The sequence below is a fragment of the Bacillus sp. HU-1818 genome, assembly GCF_022695965.1.
Taxonomy (GTDB): Bacteria; Bacillota; Bacilli; order Bacillales; family Bacillaceae; genus Bacillus; species Bacillus atrophaeus.
Genome location: NZ_JAAPBE010000005.1, coordinates 42155 through 63213, shown reverse-complemented (window position 1 = coordinate 63213; position 21059 = coordinate 42155). Strand labels below are relative to the sequence as shown.

Annotated in this window: 18 protein-coding genes; 13 read left to right on the top strand and 5 right to left on the bottom strand. The window is 45.9% G+C overall.

What is annotated here, in order from left to right:
* Window position 1 precedes the first annotated feature (1 nt).
* From acoB to GXP75_RS17525, 5 genes are all read left to right on the top strand, one after another.
* Window positions 2-1030 carry an acetoin:2,6-dichlorophenolindophenol oxidoreductase subunit beta gene (acoB, locus tag GXP75_RS17545; RefSeq protein ID WP_242557427.1) on the top strand — a complete coding sequence of 343 codons (1029 nt, stop codon included), beginning with the start codon at window positions 2-4 and terminating at the stop codon, window positions 1028-1030.
* Between the two features lie 13 nt (window positions 1031-1043).
* Window positions 1044-2240 (top strand): dihydrolipoamide acetyltransferase family protein, encoded by a 1197-nt coding sequence (locus GXP75_RS17540; protein WP_242557426.1) that lies wholly within the window; start codon window positions 1044-1046, stop codon window positions 2238-2240.
* Between the two features lie 20 nt (window positions 2241-2260).
* Entirely contained in the window at window positions 2261-3637 is a 1377-nt protein-coding gene (lpdA, locus tag GXP75_RS17535; RefSeq protein WP_242557425.1) for a dihydrolipoyl dehydrogenase, read from the top strand.
* Window positions 3638-3736: 99 nt separating this feature from the next.
* Entirely contained in the window at window positions 3737-5548 is a 1812-nt protein-coding gene (gene acoR / locus GXP75_RS17530) for an acetoin dehydrogenase operon transcriptional activator AcoR (RefSeq protein WP_242557424.1), read from the top strand.
* A 58-nt stretch (window positions 5549-5606) separates the two neighbouring features.
* A complete protein-coding gene (locus tag GXP75_RS17525; protein ID WP_242557423.1) occupies window positions 5607-5786 on the top strand; it encodes a small acid-soluble spore protein H in 180 nt (59 codons plus the stop codon).
* Window positions 5787-5843: 57 nt separating this feature from the next.
* On the opposite strand, the gene GXP75_RS17520 is transcribed toward GXP75_RS17525, so the two are convergent.
* From GXP75_RS17520 to GXP75_RS17500, 5 genes are all read right to left on the bottom strand, one after another.
* Complete coding sequence (locus tag GXP75_RS17520; RefSeq protein ID WP_242557422.1) at window positions 5844-6170, bottom strand: YnfA family protein; 327 nt, start codon at window positions 6168-6170, stop codon at window positions 5844-5846.
* Between the two features lie 78 nt (window positions 6171-6248).
* Complete coding sequence (locus GXP75_RS17515) at window positions 6249-6806, bottom strand: YfjD family protein (RefSeq protein ID WP_242557421.1); 558 nt, start codon at window positions 6804-6806, stop codon at window positions 6249-6251.
* A 13-nt stretch (window positions 6807-6819) separates the two neighbouring features.
* The gene (locus tag GXP75_RS17510; RefSeq protein WP_242557420.1) at window positions 6820-7608 is read right to left on the bottom strand and encodes a hypothetical protein; all 789 of its coding nucleotides are present in this window, start codon (window positions 7606-7608) and stop codon (window positions 6820-6822) included.
* Between the two features lie 10 nt (window positions 7609-7618).
* Entirely contained in the window at window positions 7619-8842 is a 1224-nt protein-coding gene (locus tag GXP75_RS17505) for a hypothetical protein (RefSeq protein ID WP_242557419.1), read from the bottom strand.
* Between the two features lie 18 nt (window positions 8843-8860).
* Window positions 8861-9163: a WXG100 family type VII secretion target gene (locus tag GXP75_RS17500; protein WP_106045848.1), complete on the bottom strand. Its 303-nt coding sequence runs from the start codon at window positions 9161-9163 to the stop codon at window positions 8861-8863.
* A 340-nt stretch (window positions 9164-9503) separates the two neighbouring features.
* On the opposite strand from GXP75_RS17500, the gene glvA reads away from it, so the two are divergent.
* From glvA to catE, 8 genes are all read left to right on the top strand, one after another.
* A complete protein-coding gene (glvA, locus tag GXP75_RS17495; RefSeq protein ID WP_242557418.1) occupies window positions 9504-10853 on the top strand; it encodes a 6-phospho-alpha-glucosidase in 1350 nt (449 codons plus the stop codon).
* Between the two features lie 61 nt (window positions 10854-10914).
* Window positions 10915-11679 carry a MurR/RpiR family transcriptional regulator gene (locus GXP75_RS17490; RefSeq protein ID WP_242557417.1) on the top strand — a complete coding sequence of 255 codons (765 nt, stop codon included), beginning with the start codon at window positions 10915-10917 and terminating at the stop codon, window positions 11677-11679.
* Window positions 11680-11694: 15 nt separating this feature from the next.
* Window positions 11695-13281, top strand: a complete 1587-nt coding sequence (locus GXP75_RS17485) for an alpha-glucoside-specific PTS transporter subunit IIBC (RefSeq protein ID WP_242557416.1) — start codon at window positions 11695-11697, stop codon at window positions 13279-13281.
* Window positions 13282-13461: 180 nt separating this feature from the next.
* Window positions 13462-15789 carry a peptidase G2 autoproteolytic cleavage domain-containing protein gene (locus GXP75_RS17480; protein ID WP_214917018.1) on the top strand — a complete coding sequence of 776 codons (2328 nt, stop codon included), beginning with the start codon at window positions 13462-13464 and terminating at the stop codon, window positions 15787-15789.
* 282 nt (window positions 15790-16071) lie between these two features.
* Window positions 16072-17805: an ABC transporter ATP-binding protein gene (locus GXP75_RS17475; protein WP_242557415.1), complete on the top strand. Its 1734-nt coding sequence runs from the start codon at window positions 16072-16074 to the stop codon at window positions 17803-17805.
* Complete coding sequence (locus GXP75_RS17470) at window positions 17786-19603, top strand: ABC transporter ATP-binding protein (protein ID WP_242557414.1); 1818 nt, start codon at window positions 17786-17788, stop codon at window positions 19601-19603. The genes GXP75_RS17475 and GXP75_RS17470 overlap by 20 nt, the downstream gene beginning before the upstream one ends.
* A gap of 168 nt (window positions 19604-19771) precedes the next feature.
* On the top strand, window positions 19772-20176 hold the full coding sequence (gene catD / locus GXP75_RS17465; protein WP_242557413.1) for a DoxX family oxidoreductase CatD: 405 nt from the start codon (window positions 19772-19774) through the stop codon (window positions 20174-20176).
* A 17-nt stretch (window positions 20177-20193) separates the two neighbouring features.
* Window positions 20194-21051 (top strand): catechol 2,3-dioxygenase, encoded by an 858-nt coding sequence (gene catE / locus GXP75_RS17460; protein WP_242557412.1) that lies wholly within the window; start codon window positions 20194-20196, stop codon window positions 21049-21051.
* Window positions 21052-21059 lie beyond the last annotated feature (8 nt).

The following is a 21059-nucleotide window of genomic DNA, read 5'->3' as shown; positions in this document are numbered from 1 at the left end:
GATGGCAAGAGTCATAAGCATGTCAGACGCGATCAACGAGGCGATGAAACTTGCGATGAGAAGGGACGAAAATGTGCTGTTGATTGGTGAGGATGTAGCCGGAGGAGCGGCAGTCGATCATTTGCAAGACGATGAAGCATGGGGCGGCGTATTAGGCGTCACCAAAGGGCTCGTTCAGGAATTTGGACGGAGCAGGGTGCTGGATACGCCTATTTCTGAAGCGGGCTATATGGGTGCCGCTATGGCTGCGGCATCAACAGGGCTGAGACCGATTGCGGAGCTGATGTTTAACGACTTCATCGGCACGTGCTTTGACCAGGTCATTAACCAAGGGGCAAAATTCCGCTATATGTTCGGCGGAAAAGCGCAAGTGCCAATTACCGTCCGCACCACATACGGAGCGGGTTTCCGGGCTGCGGCACAGCACTCCCAGGCGCTGTACGGCCTTTTCACAAGCATTCCGGGGCTGAAGACGGTTGTTCCATCGAATCCGTATGACGCCAAAGGTCTGCTGCTTGCGGCAATCGAAGACAACGATCCTGTATTCTTTTTTGAGGACAAAACGTCCTACAACATGAAAGGCGAAGTACCGGAAGAGTATTATACAATCCCGCTCGGAAAAGCGGACATCAAACGCGAGGGCAGCGACATCACGCTGTTTGCGATCGGCAAGCAGGTCAATACCGCACTCGAAGCGGCAGCACAATTATCAGAAAAAGGCATCGAAGCCGAGGTAATCGATCCCCGCAGTCTGTCTCCTCTGGATGAGCACGCGATTTTCACATCGTTAGAAAAAACAAACCGGCTGATCATCGTTGACGAAGCCAACCCGCGATGCAGCATAGCGACAGATATTGCCGCGATTGTGGCCGACAAAGGCTTTGATCTGCTAGATGCGCCGATTAAGCGGATTACAGCGCCGCACACACCTGTACCGTTTTCGCCAGTGCTTGAAGATCAATATTTGCCGACACCAGATAAAATCGTCAGCGTCACGCTTGAATTGCTTGGCGAGCCGGCAGTGAATTAAAGGGGGGACACATATGGCGGTAAAAGTAGTGATGCCAAAGTTGGGAATGGCCATGAAACAAGGAGAAGTATCAATTTGGAACAAAAAAGTGGGAGATCCGGTTGAAAAAGGAGAAAGCATCGCCAGCATTCAGTCGGAAAAAATTGAAATGGAAATTGAAGCGCCAGAAAAGGGCACGCTGATTGATATTAAGGTGAAAGAAGGGGAAGAGGTTCCGCCCGGTACGGCCATCTGCTACATCGGAGATGCCGATGAATCGGTGCAGGCAGAAACGGAAGAGCCGGCAGCTGAAGCAAGCAGGCAAGCAGATCCCCAGCCTCCTAAACATGAAAACAAACCCGCAAACACTAAAAAAGATAGACTGAAAATCTCTCCAGTCGCCAGAAAAATAGCGGAAAAAGCAGGGTTAGACCTGAAAAATCTGAAGGGCACGGGACCGGGCGGACGAATCGTGAAGGATGATGTCACAAAGGCGCTTTCTGAACAAAAAAGAGAACAGGCTAAGCCAGTTTCCGACCAAAAGGCGCAGGAAACGCCGGTTACAGGCATGAGAAAAGTGATCGCGTCCAGAATGCAGGAAAGCTTGGCAAATAGCGCCCAGCTGACGATTACAATGAAGGCTGATATCACTAAGCTGGCAGCGCTTCAAAAACAGCTTTCGCCGACAGCAGAGGAATGGCACGGCATGAAATTAACGATGACTCATTTTGTCTCAAGAGCTGCGGTGCTCGCTCTCCAATCACATCCTATGCTGAACAGCTTCTACAAAAATGAGCGCATTATCACACATCCTCATGTTCATCTTGGAATGGCTGTTGCTCTTGAAAAAGGGTTGGTTGTGCCTGTGATCCGCCATGCTGAAAACAAATCGCTGATTGAACTGGCTCAATCCATCTCGGAAAATGCCAAAAAAGCACGCGAGGGACGGGCGGGAAGCGAAGAACTGCAAGGCTCAACCTTCTCCATTACAAACCTTGGCGCTTTTGGAGTGGAGCATTTCACGCCGATATTAAATCCGCCGGAAACAGGCATTCTCGGCATCGGAGCAAGCTATGACACGCCGGTGTATCTAGGGGAGGAAATTGTCAGAAGCACGATCCTGCCGCTCAGCCTGACATTTGATCACAGAGTCTGTGACGGCGCTCCGGCCGCTGCCTTTCTGAAGGCGATTAAAACATATTTGGAAGAACCGGCAGCATTAATTTTATAGGAAAAGCAGGTGAAAACGACATGACACTAGCCATTATCGGAGGGGGACCAGCAGGCTATGCCGCTGCAGTCTCAGCGGCACAGCAGGGAAAAAAGGTGCTGCTCATTGACAAAGGCTCGCTTGGAGGAACCTGCCTGAATGAAGGCTGCATTCCGACGAAGTCTTTGTTAGAAAGCGCAAATATTCTCGATAAAATCAAACATGCCGGGCGCTTCGGAATTGAACTTCCGCCTGGTGCAATCTCGGTTGATTGGAACAAGATGCAGAGCCGGAAACAGCAGGTTGTCAGCCAGCTTGTCCAAGGCGTACAGTACTTAATGAAGAAAAATCAAATACAGGTCGTAAAGGGAGAGGCTTCCTTTCTTTCTGACAAGAAGCTCTTGATCAAAGGGGAGAACGGAAAAGAAATCAGAGAGGCGGAACAAATATTGATCGCAACCGGATCAGAGCCGATCGAGCTGCCCTTCGCCCCGTTTGACGGCGAATGGGTGATTGACAGCAAAGACGCACTCAACCTCTCTGAAATTCCCGCTTCGCTTGTGATTGTCGGCGGCGGTGTGATCGGCTGTGAGTATGCCGGATTGTTCGCGAGACTTGGATCAAAGGTGACGATTATTGAAACAGCCGGCCAGCTAATCCCGGCAGAGGATGAGGATATCGCCCGTCTCTTTCTGGAAAAGCTCGAGGAAGACGGAGTTGAAGTTCATACCTCCTCCCGGTTAGAGCGTGTTGATCAAGCAGCCAAAACGGCGATATGGAAAAGCGGACAGCGTGAGTTTAAGACAAAGGCCGATTATGTGCTTGTGGCGGTCGGCAGAAAACCTCGTCTGGATGGTTTGCAGCTTGAACAGGCGGGAATAGATTTTTCCCAAAAAGGTATTCCCGTAAATGAGCAGATGCAGACCAATGTGCCTCATATTTACGCATGCGGAGACGCGATCGGTGGCATTCAGCTGGCTCATGCCGCTTTCCATGAAGGGATCATCGCTGCTTCACACGCTTCAGGACGGGACGTCAAAATGAACGAAAAAAATGTGCCCCGATGTATTTATACATCCCCGGAAATTGCTTGTATCGGATTGACGGAAAAACAGGCGAGAAACGTTTACGGAGATGTACAGATTGGTGAATTTCCTTTTTCCGCAAACGGGAAGGCGCTCATCAAACACCAAGCAGAAGGAAAGGTCAAGATCGTGGCGGAGCCGGAGTTCGGTGAAATCGTCGGAGTCTCAATGATCGGACCGGATGTGACCGAGCTCATCGGCCAGGCGGCTGCCATCATGAACGGAGAAATGACGGCGGATATGGCAGAGCATTTTATCGCGGCCCATCCGACACTCTCGGAAACGCTGCACGAAGCGTTGTTAAGCACAATTGGGCTTGCGGTGCATGCATAATAAAAAAGCTGGCGAATCCGCCGGCTTTTTTTGTTGAAAGCGCTTTATTTTTCCCCTACAATAGATGAAAACGGCGTGTAAGGGAGGAACGATCAAGGAATGAATTCGATCCCGAACGATTTGCAAACCTGGAAACGTTTTGTGAAGGACGGCGTGCTGGACGAATCCCGAATAAGAAAAAGGATAGCCGAGTCTTGGCATCGCTGCAGAAAGGCTGAGGTTAACCCCTATTTAGAAAAAGGCCCGAAGGTTTTGCAGCAAACGGAACTGGATCAGCAGTCAAACAAACATTCATTCTTTTTTTCGACCGCAATGCCTTACCTGGAAAAACTGCTGCCCGCAATAAAAGAAATGGAAATGATGGCGCTATTAATTGATGCGGACGGCGTGGTGCTGGCGCTTGACGGCCATCGCCGCGCGCTGCATGAAGCCAAACGCATTAACTTTGTCGAAGGCGCGTGCTGGACGGAAACGGCGGTTGGCACCAATGCAATCGGCACGGCGCTTCACATTAGCGAGCCGGTTGTCATTCAAGGGTCAGAGCATTATTCTGTCGCCTCCCATCGCTGGAATTGCTCAGCAGCTCCGATTCATTATGAGGACGGCAGTCTTGCGGGGGTGATTGATATCTCTTGCCCGGCAGCGCACGCATACCCAAATATGCTAGGCATTGCCGCGGCGATTGCCTATGCCGCAGAAAGAGAATTGGCAGCCAAAAGCAGGGAGAAAGAGCTTGAACTGCTCAGCCGCTTTGCTGATAGGGCAGCGTCCCGTGTGCCGATAGTGCTTTGCAATGCCAAACAGCACATCATCGGCGCAAGCCTACCGATACGAACGTCAATACCGGATTGGCAAGGCCGGCATCTTTATGAGTTGAAGGAAAGGGGTTTTACGATCGAAAAAGCGGTCACCATGGGGAACAGCGGCACTTGTTTTTATTTATCGGAACAAAAGAAAAAGCCAGCCTTTCGATTTAATGGAGTCCTCGGACAAAGCAGGCAATCGCAAGTGATGCTCAAAATCCTCGAACGAGCGGCTTCGGCTGATGCGACAGTTTGTCTGTCGGGCGAAACCGGCACGGGGAAGGAAGTAGCGGCCCGCGCGCTCCATGAAAACAGCGGCCGTAAGCATGGCCCGTTTGTAGCCGTGAATTGCGGAGCGATCCCGTCGGATTTAATCGCAAGCGAGCTGTTCGGCTATGCAGAAGGCGCATTTACGGGAGCAAAACGAAATGGCTACAAAGGAGCCTTCCAAAAAGCGAATCATGGCACCTTATTTCTAGATGAAATCGGAGAGATTTCCCACTCGATGCAGGTAGCGCTTTTACGGGTGCTTCAGGAACGCAAGATTACACCGATCGGAGGAACAAAAGAAATCCCGATTGATATCAGAGTTGTAACTGCCACACACTGTGACTTGCGTGAGCTTGTCGAAAGCGGGAAACTGCGAGAGGATTTGTTTTACCGTCTTCACGTGTTTCCGATTCGGCTTCCTCCTTTACGAGAGCGACCCGAAGATATTCCCGCCCTCTTTGCTTGCTTTAAAGAAAAAAACAAGTGGAATGCAGAGCTTCCCCAAGAATTTCTGGAAACCTTGAAAGTGATGGAGTGGCCCGGAAATATTCGCGAGCTGTTTAATGTATTTGAACGTCTTTCGATCATCTTTCCGGACGGCCGACTGAAAAGCCGCTCGCTCCCATCATTGCTTCAAGCGGCAGGACTCCCGACAAATCACGAGCAGGCAGAGAAGGACAGCGCCGCTTCACTCACACTCCGTGAACATATCCAAAAAAACATTATCATCAGCGCTTTGGAATCTACAAATGGAAACGTATCAAAAGCCGCTGAGATGACAGGCATTCCGCGCAGCACATTTTATAAACGGCTTAAGAAATTCAAGGTGTCGCCATAGAATATTTTCATGTGTTCAAGGAAACGTTACCTTTATATTAAAAAAGGAGGCTGGAACATTGAACACACAGCGAGCAAAAGAAATTGCTGCGTCCGCCGAAATGGCGAATGTCACATATAATGGAGTTCCCATCTATATTCAGCATGTAGACGAAGACCACGGGCTGGCGAGAATCTTTCCGCTGGATGAGCCGCAGAAGGAACACGAGGTTTTGTTAACCAATTTAAAAGAACATTAATTTTCAGACGGCAAAAACCGGTGCTGCTTATATTTGCAGACCGGTTTTTGTAAAAAACTATCCTCTCGGAGCAAAAAGCATGATGCCAACTCCGAAGAGACAAATCAATGCCCCCGCCCAGTCATACAGATCAGGCGTTTTTCGATCAATAAGCCAGCCCCACAGCACGGACAGCACGATAAATACGCCTCCGTAAGCGGCATATACACGGCCAAATGAAGGGAACGTCTGAAACGTCGGAAGAACGCCGTAGACAATGAGAATCAGCGCCCCGGCAATCCCATACCCCACGGGTTTTGTCTCCCTAAGCCACAGCCAAATCAAATACCCGCCGCCAATCTCCGCTGCCCCGGCTGCGAGAAACAAAAGAATCGACAAAAGCATAGCAGCACTCCTAGTTACCAGTGATCGTTATTTCTTATTATATAGTAACAGGCAGTAATGACGAGAGGCGAGAAGAAATCACAGTTTCGGGTTATTTTCAAATTCTTTTAAATACACATTTCTCTGGACTTCAGTAAACTGGCTGATCCAATTGGTTTGCGCTTCACTGTTCATATGGGGCAGTATGTATCGCTCAACGGCTTCGAAAAACAAAGGGTTAGGAATGATGTTCCAAGTAGGAATTTGAATCATCTTATTTTCAACTGTTTGAATCATGATATCTTCTAAAAAAATCCCCTTTACACTGTTCTTATGTCGATTCATTTCAATCTTCTTAATGTCTTTGAACTCTACGGTGTGTTTATCAGTAAATATTTCACCATCTTCTCCTGTTTTCAATCGAAAAATCACATTTCCCCGCTTTGTAAATGCCGGAAACAAGATGATAAATAGATACAAACAAAACAAACTGAATAACAATCCGGCAGGTATTGCTATCAAATAGTATTTCGTCTGAAAGGTAATTCCCATATAAAAGAGCCATAAACAAGCCAAGCCCATACCGCCAGAGGCGGCAAATGCCCAGATTCTAAAGAACATTCTGCTTCTGACTTCAATGATTTCACTATTTCTCAATGATCTTCTCCTTTTAAGAATTCAGGTTGATGTTCTTTTCAAAAATGATTTCTTTGACATCATTTTTATGAGCAGGCACGATCGAGAATTCATTTTGAGTGATGCCGGTTACAAGCCATGTAAAGCGGTTGCCTGGAATAACAAATGCCATTTTTGCCACTTCCGGCGTGTTGTCTTTATCGTACAGGAGACGCATCATGGTATCCATTTTTCCTTTGCGCAAAGACAGATCCTGCACAAACTGAGATACGCCTTCTCGGTTACCATGCATATCAAGGAATTCCATCATACGTGATTGGTTCTCGGAAACGCCCTCAAGGAGCTGTTCAAATTCCTCTGATGTAAGTGTCAGGACTGGACCGCTCTGTTCTTCTGATTCTATTATATGTAAAAACTCGGATGCTTTTGCATATAATTCTTCTTTGGAAGCGATTGTCATGATTCTATGTACTTGCTGCTCATGTATTACTTCATGAGAATAGATCCCTGATTTTGATACATGACAGGAAAAGTTCAGCTCATTGCCGTTCTCATCAAATTTTGACATTTTCATCGTATAGTCAGCATCATTTAATACATGAATAAACGGGCGATATTCTTCCTTCAGCCGATATTGATGATTGCGGTACTCCGCGACCTCTTTAGCTAAAAGCGAACGGCAGGCCGCTTCAAATAAAAATCCGAGCTGCTCATCTTCCATGTCAGGAAAGTAGTTTTGTTTCATTGCCATGCCTTGTTCAAAAAACCCCTCGCTATAAAAACAAAAAATGAGTTCTTCAATACTGATCCTAAGCTGGTTCATTATCATTCTCCTATCCAAATGAAAGTTTGCCTCTGAGGAAATGGCTTGCGCCGATTAACAGTGATCCTGCTGTGTCCTTCGCCTTGTCCACGCCTTTTTTCGCGCTGTCTATTCCTTTATGAATCGTTTGGTTGGCCGTCTCTATACCATCATTCACCAACTTCACGGCTTTTCCGGCTGTTTCCCAGCCTTTTCTCCCTGTATCAATTACTTTGTGAATGGGGTCTTTCAGTTTTACCGCTGCTTTTTCGGCAAAACCTGCCGTGAATGTGGCGATTTTTTCTCCGGCTACTCCTCCTACAAATGAGCCGGCTGCGCCAAGCACAACTGTGCCTGCAGGGCCCGCTAAGCTGCCAATTGCACCGCCGACTACCGCTCCGACAGTTGACCCGCCCGTAATAAATACCGTATCATTTACAGCTTTTCCGACGGCTTTCGCATTTTCCCGCTTCAATACTTCAGGGTTGTTTTCGTATCTTGCATAATTATCGGCGATTTTTAAGCCCGCTCCGACTGTTTCGGTTGCCCCTGTTATGATGCCTGCCGTTATCATATTTCCTTTCGCAAATTTAAGGCATGTTTTCCCGACATCTTTTAGTGTTGAGCGGACCCCGGCTTCGTCTGCTAATCCCTTTGTATAACTCCTTACACTGTTTGAGAAATTCACCGCATCCTGCGGAAAGAACTTCGTGAATTTTTTGTGGACTAAATCTGCAAAGGGCTTGTTTGTCTTTTTATATAGATATTTCGGATTGAGAAGGACTCTGGCCGCTTTTTGATAACGAGAGCTATCGACAGTTCTGGAAATATCTAATAATAGCTTCGAGTGCTGGGCTGTATGCAAGCCGCTGCTTTGCTTTACAAATGTCGTCAGCCCTAATCCATAATATTTTCCCTGAGTAATCATGAGGGCTGATAAGCTTGCCATCATGCCATATTTGTCATATACGTTATAAAGCTTTCTTAACATATCATCTTTCTCAACAAATTGATCACTGGTTTTTCTGATAAAGATCTCATGATCACTTAGTTTGCTGACGAGCGCGCTTCCCGAGCCCCATGCATCGCCGACACCGGAAAAACAGCTGCTGTATTGCGGATCGCATTGTAAGATCAGCTGTGCCAGTTCGAGGTGTAAGTCTTTATATTTGTTTTCCATATCCTTTAATTCTGTGACAAAATCATTTGCCAAATGTTCTAGCTTATCGGGATCGACTGCAATTTTTCCTGACATGGCGGGTACCCCCTAATTCTATTTCTTTATTTCTCTTGCTTTTCTTTCGAGTTCTTCCATTCTGGCAATCTCTGCTTTTCGTTCTTCTATTTTCACAGCGGCTGCCTTGAGTTCATTGCTTGTTTCAATTAAATCCTGTTCAAATTGGTCGTAATCAGATTTTGTCTCCTCAAACTTTTGGTCGAACGTTTCTCTTGCTTTTCCTTGCCAAGCGCCGCCCAATGCAAATAAACGTGAATTCAGGAGCTGTTTTGAGTTTCTGACCTCTTCTGCCGCTTCACTATATTTGTTTGCCAGCTCGATTACTTTATTTGAGTCCAACTTTTGCCCCCCCGCCTTTCCTAATTTAACGCACAAATGGATGGTTTTATATAAATGATTATAAATAATTAGGCATATATTCGAATCATACAAAAGAACCTTTTCATAAAGGATAAAAGGGTGTATATCCACTTTTATTTTAAGGAAAAAGAGACTTTAAGCTTACTTGGAGGTGAATAGATCAATCTGTGAACACTTTCAATAAAACAACCGGGAATTTTCCCGCCTGCTGAGAAAATAAACTAAAACTGATCAAATGACCTAACTGCACCAAACGCGTTACGGAGAGGATCGTCCCATGATATAAATATAATGTAAACGTTATCAAGGAGGTCGTCATATGAAGAAAAAATCATTCTCGATTGTGATCGCAGGCGGGGGCAGCACGTTTACCCCGGGTGTTGTCTTAATGCTCTTGGATCATTTGCAGGAGTTTCCAATCAAAAAGCTGAAGCTATATGATAATGACAAAGCAAGGCAGGAACGAATCGCGGGTGCTTGTGACGTGTTCATAAAGGAAAAAGCGCCGGATATTGAATTTACAGCGACGACTGATCCAAAAGAGGCTTTTACAGATGTGGATTTTGTGATGGCGCATATCAGAGTCGGCAAATATGCGATGCGCGCGCTTGATGAACAAATTCCGTTAAAGTACGGAGTCGTCGGGCAGGAGACATGCGGGCCGGGCGGAATTGCGTACGGGATGCGTTCGATCGGCGGTGTGCTCGAGATTCTGGATTATATGGAAACCTATTCACCGGATGCGTGGATGCTGAACTATTCAAACCCTGCAGCAATCGTGGCCGAAGCGACGCGCCGCCTCAGACCGAATTCAAAAATCTTAAATATATGCGACATGCCGGTCGGAATTGAAGACCGCATGGCACAAATACTCGGCCTGTCCTCAAGAAAAGAGATGAAGATCCGTTATTACGGCTTGAATCACTTTGGATGGTGGACATCCATAGAGGATCAAGAGGGCAACGATTTAATGCCGAAACTGAAAGAGCATGTTCGTGAATACGGATATATACCAAAGACGGAAACCGAACAGGTGGAAGCAAGCTGGAATGATACATTCGGAAAAGCGCGCGATGTGCAGGCAGCTGATCCGGACACTTTACCGAATACGTATTTGCAGTATTATTTGTTCCCGGATGATATGGTCAAAAAATCAAATCCAAATCATACGAGGGCAAATGAAGTCATGGAAGGACGAGAGGCATTTATTTTCAGCCAATGTGACATGATTACACGTGAGCAGTCTTCTAAAAACAGTGACATTACGATTGATGATCACGCTTCTTATATCGTCGATCTGGCCCGAGCTATCGCTTACAATACGGGCGAAAGAATGCTGCTGATTGTAGAAAACAACGGCGCGATCGTTAACTTTGACCCTTCTGCGATGGTCGAAGTGCCATGTATCGTTGGTTCGAACGGCCCTGAACCTGTCACAGTCGGCAAAATCCCGCAGTTCCAAAAAGGGCTGATGGAGCAGCAGGTGTCTGTTGAAAAATTAACGGTGGAAGCTTGGGAAGAGAAATCATTCCAAAAGCTGTGGCAGGCGCTGATCCTCTCAAAAACAGTGCCGAACGCCCGCGTGGCGAGATTGATTTTAGAGGATTTAATGGAGGCCAACAAGGAGTACTGGCCTGAGCTTGACCAAAGCCCGAGCCGCATTTCTTAATAAGTTCCCCCATTTTCTTGGTCTATTATTGTATATAATAGAAAGAAAATGGGGGGATCATATGAGCTTGGAAGAATTGATCAATCAGCATTACAATAAATTAAATGATAACGATTTTTATATTTTAAAATATATCTTGAATCACAAGCACACATGCTATCTTCTAGGAATAAATGATCTGGCGAAAGAGTGCAGTGTGTCGCGTTCTTCGATCTTGCGCCTCTCCCAAAAGCTCGGCTTCAGCGGCTATAGCGAATTCCGTGTGTACTTGAAATGGGAGGATCAGACTGAAGAAGGGGAAAGCCTGAGCTTTGAAAAGCTGCTTGATGATATAGAAGCCAACCTGAAGTTTTTAAAGACGAAGGATATGACGGAAATGTGCCGGCTGATTGATGAAGCTGAACGAATCTTTGTCTATGGATCGGGGACGGCGCAAACAACGTGCGCCCGAGAGCTGCAGAGAATGTTTGTGTCCCGCCGCCGGTATTTGATTTTGATACAAGACAAAATAGAGTTTGATACGATGCTGGATGATTTCAAAGGTAATGACTTATTTATTATTATTTCACTCTCCGGAGAAACGCCGGAATTAATTCCGCAGGCCCGAATCCTTTCTGCAAAAGGGATTCCCTTTATTTCCATTACAAATTTGAAAAATAACGTGCTCGCCCAGACAACGCCATACAATCTGTATGCGACAAGCAAGCCCGTGACTTTAAGCGATAAAACGGAGATTGTCGCGTTTGCGCCATTTTTTCTCGTTGGAGAAGCATTGTTCCGGGCATATGTTGATTATAAAGAGGATGAGAAAAACAACATTGATTAACAGGGGGGTCATGGTATGATGCAAAAAGTGCAGCGCTTTGGAAGCGCCATGTTTGTACCTGTTTTATTATTTGCGTTTGCCGGTATTATTGTCGGCCTTAGCACAGTGTTTAAAAATGAAGCCCTGATGGGATCGCTCGCCGATCCTAAAGGGTTTTGGTATCAATGCTGGTATGTCATTGAGCAGGGCGGCTGGACCGTGTTTAATCAAATGCCTCTATTATTTGCGATCGGCATCCCGGTTGCATTGGCGAAGAAGGCTCAGGCGCGCGCATGTTTGGAAGCGCTTACTGTATACTTGACGTTCAATTATTTTATTAATGCGATCCTTACCGTGTGGGGCGGCGCATTTGGTGTTGATATGGATCAAGAGGTCGGCGGCACAAGCGGATTAACCATGATTGCGGGCATTAAAACGCTTGATACGAATATTATCGGAGCGATTTTAATTTCCTCCATTGTGGTCTATTTGCACAATCGTTATTTTGATAAGAAGCTGCCGGATTTTCTCGGCATATTCCAAGGCTCAACATACATCGTCATGATCTCATTTTTTATCATGATACCAGTCGCTTTGGCCGTTGCTTATATATGGCCGATGGTGCAGAACGGCATCGCTTCTTTGCAAGGATTTCTCGTCGCATCAGGAGCATTCGGGGTTTGGGTATATACCTTTTTAGAACGCATTTTAATTCCGACAGGCCTTCATCATTTCATTTACTCTCCATTTATTTACGGACCTGCTGTCGCAGAAGGCGGAATTGTCACCTATTGGGCGCAGCATCTCGGCCCATATTCAGAAAGCGCCAAACCGTTGAAAGAGTTATTCCCTCAGGGGGGATTTGCGCTTCACGGCAATTCAAAAATCTTCGGCATCCCGGGAATCGCTCTGGCCTTCTATGTGACTGCTTCAAAAGAAAAGAAAAAAATTGTCGCAGGCCTGCTGATTCCCGTCACGCTGACGGCCATCATCGCCGGCATTACAGAGCCGATTGAATTCACCTTTTTATTTATTTCGCCGTTATTGTTTGCAGTTCATGCGTTATTGGCAGCCACAATGTCTACGGTGATGTTTATGGCCGGGCTCGTCGGAAATATGGGGGGCGGCTTAATAGAAGTGGTCACCCTGAATTGGATTCCGCTTTTCAGCAGCCACGGAATGACCTATGTAAATCAAATCCTGATCGGGCTCGCTTTTACAGCCATTTACTTTTTCACTTTCAGATTCCTTATCCTGAAATTCAATATCGCCACACCAGGAAGGGAAAAGGACGATCAGCAGGAAACAAAGCTATATTCAAAAAAGGAATACAGAGAAAGAAAGAACACACAGCAGGAAACAGCCTCTGCAAAAGAAACAGCGGATGATGAGGCGTTTTTATACATTGAAGCTTTAGGCGGAAAAGATAATATTACAGATGTCACCAACTGCGCCACACGTCTCAGGGTCAGCGTAAAGGACGAATCAAAGGTCGAGCCGGACAACGTATTCCGGGCATTGGGCGCCCACGGCGTCGTAAGAAACGGCAAAGCGCTTCAGGTCATTGTCGGGCTGAGTGTTCCGCAGGTGCGGGAGCGTGTGGAGAGAATACTGAACGGTTAAATAATGCTGCAGAAGTCTATATGCAGAGTGGAAAGAGCGCTTGTTTATCCAGCGCTTTTTTTTTATGTTTTAAAAAGATGTATGAATTTGTCGTACCTTTGCCACCTGTACATGTAGAAGCGAATGACTTCTATGGTGTTCGTGTTTTAAATAACAATTAAAAAAATAGGAGGCAGGACAATGACAAACTATACTACTTTCTTAGGACTTTACAAGCCCGATAAAGCTGAGGGCGTTGAAGTTGAAAGCCTTGCTCAAAACTTTGAAGCGATTGACAGCAAAATCGGTGCCGCTCTTAGCAATGGTACGTCAACTTATGAAAACTTAAACGAAAGGCTTAAAACGTATGAAAACAGATTTGAACATGTTACAGAGCGCAACGTTATGGATTTTGGGGCTAAAGGAGACGGAGTAACAGATGATACGCAAGCATTTCATGATGCTATGGCTGACGGAGGCTATGTAGTAACAGTTCCCGCCGGTGTTTTCAGAACATCGGGATTATTTGTTCCTTCAAATACAATGCTTATCGGAGCAGGCAAGAAAAGAACGGTCATTAAATTATTAGACAAAACACCGGTCGGGCATTCTGTTCTTACCAACAGTGATTACACGAACGGTAATGAAAATATTTACGTCGGCCACCTCACACTGGACTGGAACAAGGATACGCGCCCTGCCGGCTGGAAGATTCCGAAAGGCCCCACTTCAAGCTGTTTGCTTTTTGCGAATGTTGACTATTCTTTTGTCGAGCATGTGTTTGCCAAGAATGGCGGCCTTCACGGCTTTGATTCGACAAGCCCGAACTATAATAGACATGGTGAAATGGACGACCCAACTTATTATCAGCCCAATGGCTGTAACTTTGTAACATTTTCACATTGTGAAGCAACAGGGTCCGGCGATGATAACTTTACTTGTCATTTTGGTAAACACACTACTTTCAGTCATTGCCTCTCTTACCATCCTATGGGGTTAAATGACGGAACTTCTAACACGAACTGTTTTGAAATTGATGACGGCTCTCAAGACGTAATGATTGATAGTTGTATCTCAATTGGAGGAGTCCGAGGTTTTGAGATTAAAGCACATGGTTATGCACCGGCAGCGAAGAGAGTCCAGCTTGTTAACTGTCGCGCATACGAAAATGCAATTGGATATAGCATTCGCCATATCGGTCACCACACAGCAAGCGATCCTCAGTCAGCGACAGCCCATGATGTGCAGCTCGCGAATTGTATCGCATATAACCCTAAACCAAATGACCTTTACAAAGGGGCGGGACCAAACGCGTTGCAAATCTCCGGATATGATGGTGTGAGTGTTATGAATTTCCATGCTATTTGTGATGATAGTTCAATTGATTATAAGGGTAATTCTGTAGTCAGTGTATTTTATAAAGGACGCTTAATGAGCTTGAAGAATATAACCATTCGCGGATTTAAGACTGCAGACAATGATTTATATATTGTCGGCGGGGATAACTCAGTAGGTAAAGTAATGGTAGATGGTGTCACCTTGATTGACTCCGGAAAAAATGGAGTTGCATTTGGCAGCGGAATGTACGAGTCTGTTGTTAGTAATGTTTGGGGGCAGAGATCTCCAAAAAATAATAGCGGTACAGTTGGAATTTATTCCTCAGATCCAGACCTTAATGTATCCAATTGTGATTTTTCAGGTTATGAAACTGACTTTCACATTGGAGGAGCAGTCACTCCTTATTTCTTATTCAAACATAAAGGAAGCGGAGTCATTGGCTCCCGTGAATCTCACGCTACAGGCAACAATAATTTTGTGGCTGGTTCTGTTCGGGGAAGAGCAACCGGAGCGGCTCAATCTTCAGTGCTTTCTTCGTACAATACAATTAACCCGAATTCAGATTCTGTAGCACTTGGCTGGGGTGCAGGCAGCACTCCGTCATCAGCAAACAGAAAAATTGAGCTTCATGCAAAAGAAGGATCAATTAAGGCCACAGGAAAGATAACAGGTTCCGCGACATTCTCTGACTATGCCGAGTATTTTGAGAGCCTGAGCGGGGAGAAGATTCCGACAGGAACACTGGTCACACTTGAAGGTGATAAGATCAGACCGGCTGAAAAAGGTGATCTCATGCTTGGAGTAATTTCCGAGACTGCCGGAGTGATTCTTGGTGAGTCGAGTTTCCATTGGTCGGGACGATACGTAAAGAATGAGTTTGGCGGCTACGTTTATGAAGAACAGAAAGATGCAAACGGCCAAATGGTCATGGCTCCCAAAGAAAATCCTGACTATCGACCTGAAGAAGACTATGCTTCAAGAGATGAGAGAGACGAGTGGAACATTGTCGGACTCATCGGCCAGGTATATGTCAGATGCGATGAGACGGTGAAAGCAGGAGATTTTATTCACGCTCATAACGGGATCGCAACAAAATCCGATTCTCCAAATCAGCGCTGGCAGGTCATGAAAGTGATCCAAGAGTTTGATGCTGATAAAGGATTTGGGGTTGCTTTCGTTTTTATTCGTTAAATGAAATGACACGCCATGAATGATCATCTGAATAGCGGACGCCTTTAAAGGCTCCGCTATTCATCTTAAAATAAAACACTCCGGTTCACGCTGGTAAAAAAAAAGATAAGTCAGCCTCCATATTTACATGCTTCAATCCTTCCTTTTTTATCTTCAATGATTTTCATTTTTTACACAAAGTACATAATAAAAGTGCGGGTTCAAGGGTTAATCCTTTATTCATTTAAGACAAACAAATAAAATAAAAATACATATTGATAAACAGGTTTGGGAGGCTTTCAGATGTCAAAGGCTTTATCATACTTAAAACCATACTATTTGATAGCGGGGATAGCTCTTGTCTTGATGCTGACTGAGCTTGCCGTAGAGCTTGTGCAGCCCCTCCTTATCGCAAAAATTATAGATGAGGGGATTTTAAAACAAGACCTTAGGACAGTCTGGGTATGGGGAGCTGTAATGGTCGGGCTTACACTGGTGTCATTTGCGGCGGGAATGTTGAATTCCTTCTATGCGGCTCATGTCAGCCAAAGCTATGCTTACGATACGAGAAAAGGGATATTTCAAAAAATCCAGTCCTTCTCTTTTTCTACTTTTGCGCAATTTTCCTCCTCATCATTTATTACGAGGCTGACCAATGACGTGACACAGGTTCAAAATATGATTTTTATGAGCCTCAGGTTTATGCTTCGGGCGCCTTTAATGATTGTCGGCGGTGTTATTTTATCATTGACCGTCAATGTGAAACTCGGTTTTTCTCTGCTTGTGACGATTCCGATTTTGATTCTTTTTTTACTTTGGGTATTAAAAAAAGGGGGTTCGCTGTTCCGCTCTGTGCAGAAACGGCTTGACCAAGTGAACACCATCATGCAGGAAAACCTGGCGGCTATCAAATTGATTAAGGCGCTGCTTCGCGGGAGCCACGAGATCAAACGGTTTCTGAAATCAAACACCATACTGATGCAAAAAACAGTATCGGCCTTTCGCCTCGTTGAAGCAACGATGCCTGTTTTGGTGCTGTTAATGAATATATGCATTCTGTTTATTTTGTGGCTTGGCGCCAATAGTGTGGCACAAAACGGTACGCAGGTCGGCGATGTTGTCGCGATTATAAACTACGCCACACGTATTACAGGCGCGTTGTCCGTTTTTCCGTTCTTGATTATGATTTTTTCACGGGCGAAAGCTTCCGGGGAAAGAATCGGAGAGGTGCTTGAGACAGAAGGCGACGAACGGGAGCGCGGCAAAACGGATGAGCCGCTGAGCGGCCGTATTGATTTTGAAGATGTGTCATTCCGCTATCCCGATATGGAAAGAGAAGCGCTTCAGCACATAACCTTTACAGCAAAACCAAAGGAAACGATTGCTCTCTTAGGAGCGACGGGCTCTGGAAAATCAACGCTCTTTCAGTTAATTCCGCGGCTATACAAATCGGATTCAGGCAGGGTTTTGATTGACCGGAAGCCGATTGGCGAATTTCCGGCTGAAGGGCTTCGGAAGCAAATCGGCTACGTTCCGCAGGAAGTGCTGCTCTTCTCGGGAACGATCAGAGAAAATATCGCCTGGGGCAAAGAAAATGCTTCACTAGATGAAGTAATGGAAGCGGCCAAAAGCGCGCAAATTCATGACACGATTATGAAACTCCCGAAAGGCTATGATACGGTGCTTGGGCAAAAGGGCGTCAATTTGTCAGGCGGTCAGAAACAGAGGATTTCCATCGCCAGAGCCTTTATCAGAAAGCCCGCCATTCTTTTATTGGATGACAGTACAAGCGCCCTCGACCTGCAAACAGAAGGAAAGCTGCTTGAGGCGATCAGCGCTTATGAGTGCACAACACTGATCATTACCCAAAAAGTCAGTACGGCCATGAAAGCCGACGTCATATTGCTTCTTGAGGACGGCGAACTGATTGAAAAAGGCACGCATCACGAGCTGCTTTCACAGTCTCATTTGTATCAGCTTATTTACGAGTCTCAATTCGGAAAGGAGGGGGCTGGTCATGCTGAAAGACATTCGTAGTCCTTTCCAATATAAAAAAATACCTATTGATCAAAAAGACCGCTCTAAAAAAAGAACGAAAGCAAAGGATGCCAAAGGGACGCTAGGCAGAATGTGGTCTTACTTAGCTGAGAAAAAAGGCATGCTCACACTTGTCATGATCATGGTTGTGGTCAGTGCTGTGTTTGGCTTGCTTGGGCCTATTGTGATCGGCCGTGCCATCGACCATTTTATTGTCGGCCGGACGGCAAGCGGGCTTTTTCCGGTATTGCTTGGTTTGTTAGGGATCTATGTCATCCAGTCCCTGTCTTTATGGTTTCAAAACTATTGGATGATTAATATTTCTCAAAGCACTGTATTCAGAATGCGGAGTGAGCTGTTCACCCACTTGCACGAGCTGCCGATACCGTTCTTCGATAAACAGCGGCACGGCGAGCTGATGAGCCGGGTGACGAATGATATTGAAAATGTCAGTTCAACTTTAAACACGTCGGTCATCCAAATCTTATCAAGCGTCATCACCTTTGTGGGAACGATCTCAGTGATGCTGTACATGAGCCCGCTGCTGACGCTCATCACGCTGATTATCGTGCCGATTATGGCAGTCAGCATCAAATGGATCACCAACCGTACGGGAAAGCTTTTTAAAGAGCAGCAAAAAAACCTTGGAGAGCTTAATGGTTATATAGAAGAATCCATATCAGGCGCCAAGGTCATCAAAGCTTATTCGCGGGAAGAACAGGTGACTGCTGAGTTTTTGGAAAAAAGTGATAGTCTGAAGGCATCCGGCTTTTGGGCACAGACGATCTCCGGCTTTATCCCGAAAGTGATGAACACGTTGAACAATCTAAGCTTTACGATTATTGCGGCCATCGGCGGTTGGTTTGCGTTAAAGGGCTGGATTACGATTGGCTCAATCGTGGTGTTCGCCGAGTATTCAAGACAGTTTACCCGCCCTTTGAACGATCTTGCCAACCAATTTAATACGATGTTGTCCGCCATTGCCGGAGCTGAACGTGTCTTCGATGTGCTCGATGAAAAAGAAGAACGGGAGGATGAAAAGAAAGCCTTACATCAGCCGATTCAAACAGGCGCAATTGAATTCAGGCACGTCTCTTTCGGATATGAGGAAGGGAGCCAGACGCTGAAACACCTCAGCTTCACAGTGCCGGCGGGACAATCCATTGCGTTTGTCGGCCCGACAGGCGCGGGAAAAACGACTGTCACTAATCTTCTCGCCCGTTTTTATGAACCGGATGAGGGAGCGATTTTGATTGACGGCATTGATATTAAGGACATGACGAGGTCCAGCCTTCGGAAACATATGGGGTTTGTCCTTCAGGATTCCTTTTTGTTTCAGGGAACCATCAGAGAGAATATCCGCTATGGCCGTTTGGACGCAACGGACCAAGAAGTGGAAGAGGCAGCAAAAAACGCTAATGCGCACAGCTTTATCGAACGGCTGCCGAAGGGATATGATACGGTGCTGACCCAAAACGGAGCAGGTATCAGCCAAGGGCAAAAACAGTTGATTTCCATTGCCAGAGCGGTGCTGGCAGATCCGGTTTTGCTGATTTTAGATGAGGCGACAAGCAACATTGATACAGTCACAGAAGTCAAAATTCAGCAAGCCCTTGCCCGCTTGATGGAAGGGAGAACAAGCGTAATGATCGCCCACAGGCTGAACACGATTCAAAGAGCGGATCAAATCGTTGTTTTAAAAGACGGAGAGATGATAGAAAGGGGCAGCCATGCCGAGCTTCTCCGGCAAAAAGGATTTTACAGCAATTTATATGAAAGCCAATTTAAAAGAGCCTAAGTGAGAAAAAAGACCTTTGTGCCGGCAGCAAAGGCCTTTTTTTTATATCATTTATGGTACTTTTATTTCATTTTCGTAAAATGTAACAAAATTACTTGACGTAAACAAGTTATCTATATATACTAACTTACACAAAGTAAGTGATAACACTTATCAAGGAGGAACATAATGAATAAATCATTTGAAATTGGCACATTACTTTTAAGGGCAGTTACAGGTATTATCTTTTTTGTTCACGGTTTATCAAAGTTTACGGCGATGGAGGGCACAATCCAATTTTTTGGAAGTATAGGGCTCCCAAGTTTTATGGCTTATATCATCGCAACCATTGAACTCGTCGGAGGAGTGCTTGTCTTTTTCGGATTAGCGACACGTATCGTGGGCGTATTGTTTGCCCTAACTCTGCTCGGAGCCATCTTTACAGTAAAACTTAAAGCGCCTTTCATGGGGAATTCTGAATTTGATTATCTTCTGTTGGTAGCATCTATCCATTTAGCTCTTTCAGGGAGCCGCTTCTTGGCGCTAGATTCGTTTGTTTTTAAAGCGAAAAAGGAAGAAAACGTTTCAGCATAAGAAGAGAGGCCACCAATATGACGAGTATCCACGAAGATACAAACATCGGTTATGTCAAATTAAACATCCGCAGCTTAGAGCGTTCCCTGCAGTTCTATTGCGGCGTGATCGGCTTTCAAGTGCTGAAGCAAACAGATACCGCGGCAGAATTGACGGCCGACGGAGAGCACGTTTTGCTTATCCTTGAAGAAAATCCGAGCGCTGTCGTCTTGCCTGAACGGACAGTAACGGGCCTTTATCACTTTGCGATTCTTCTTCCCGACAGAAAAGAACTCGGCATTGCCATCAACCGCCTGATTGAAAACGGCATCGCACTCGGGCAGGGGGACCACGGCGTGAGTGAGGCATTCTATCTGTCCGACCCGGACCAAAACGGCATTGAAATATATGCTGACCGGCCGCGCAGCACATGGCAGCGTGATGCAAAAGGAAACTATATCATGGGCACGGCGCCCGTTGATGTGGTAGGTCTGTTAGCCGAGGGGGGAGATGAGCGAAAAAGCTTGCTTCCGGAGGGAACGGTGATAGGCCACATCCATCTTCATGTAAATGATTTAAAAAAGGCGAAAGCATTCTACACAGATATATTAGGATTTGACATTACAGGCGACTACGCAGGGATGTCCGCCCTCTTCGTATCAGCGGGAGGCTACCACCATCATGTCGGCTTAAACATCTGGGCGGGGAAAAATGCCCCTCCGAAGCCGACAAACGCCAGCGGCCTGACTTATTACACCATTGTGCTCCCAAACAAGGAAGAGCTCGAAAAGGTGGCAGACAGGCTGCAGAATGCCGGATACTCCGTTGAAGAAAAGCACGAAGGATTATATGTAAAAGATCCGGCTTCAGGCGCAGGTATCGTATTTGTGATCTGACAAAAAAA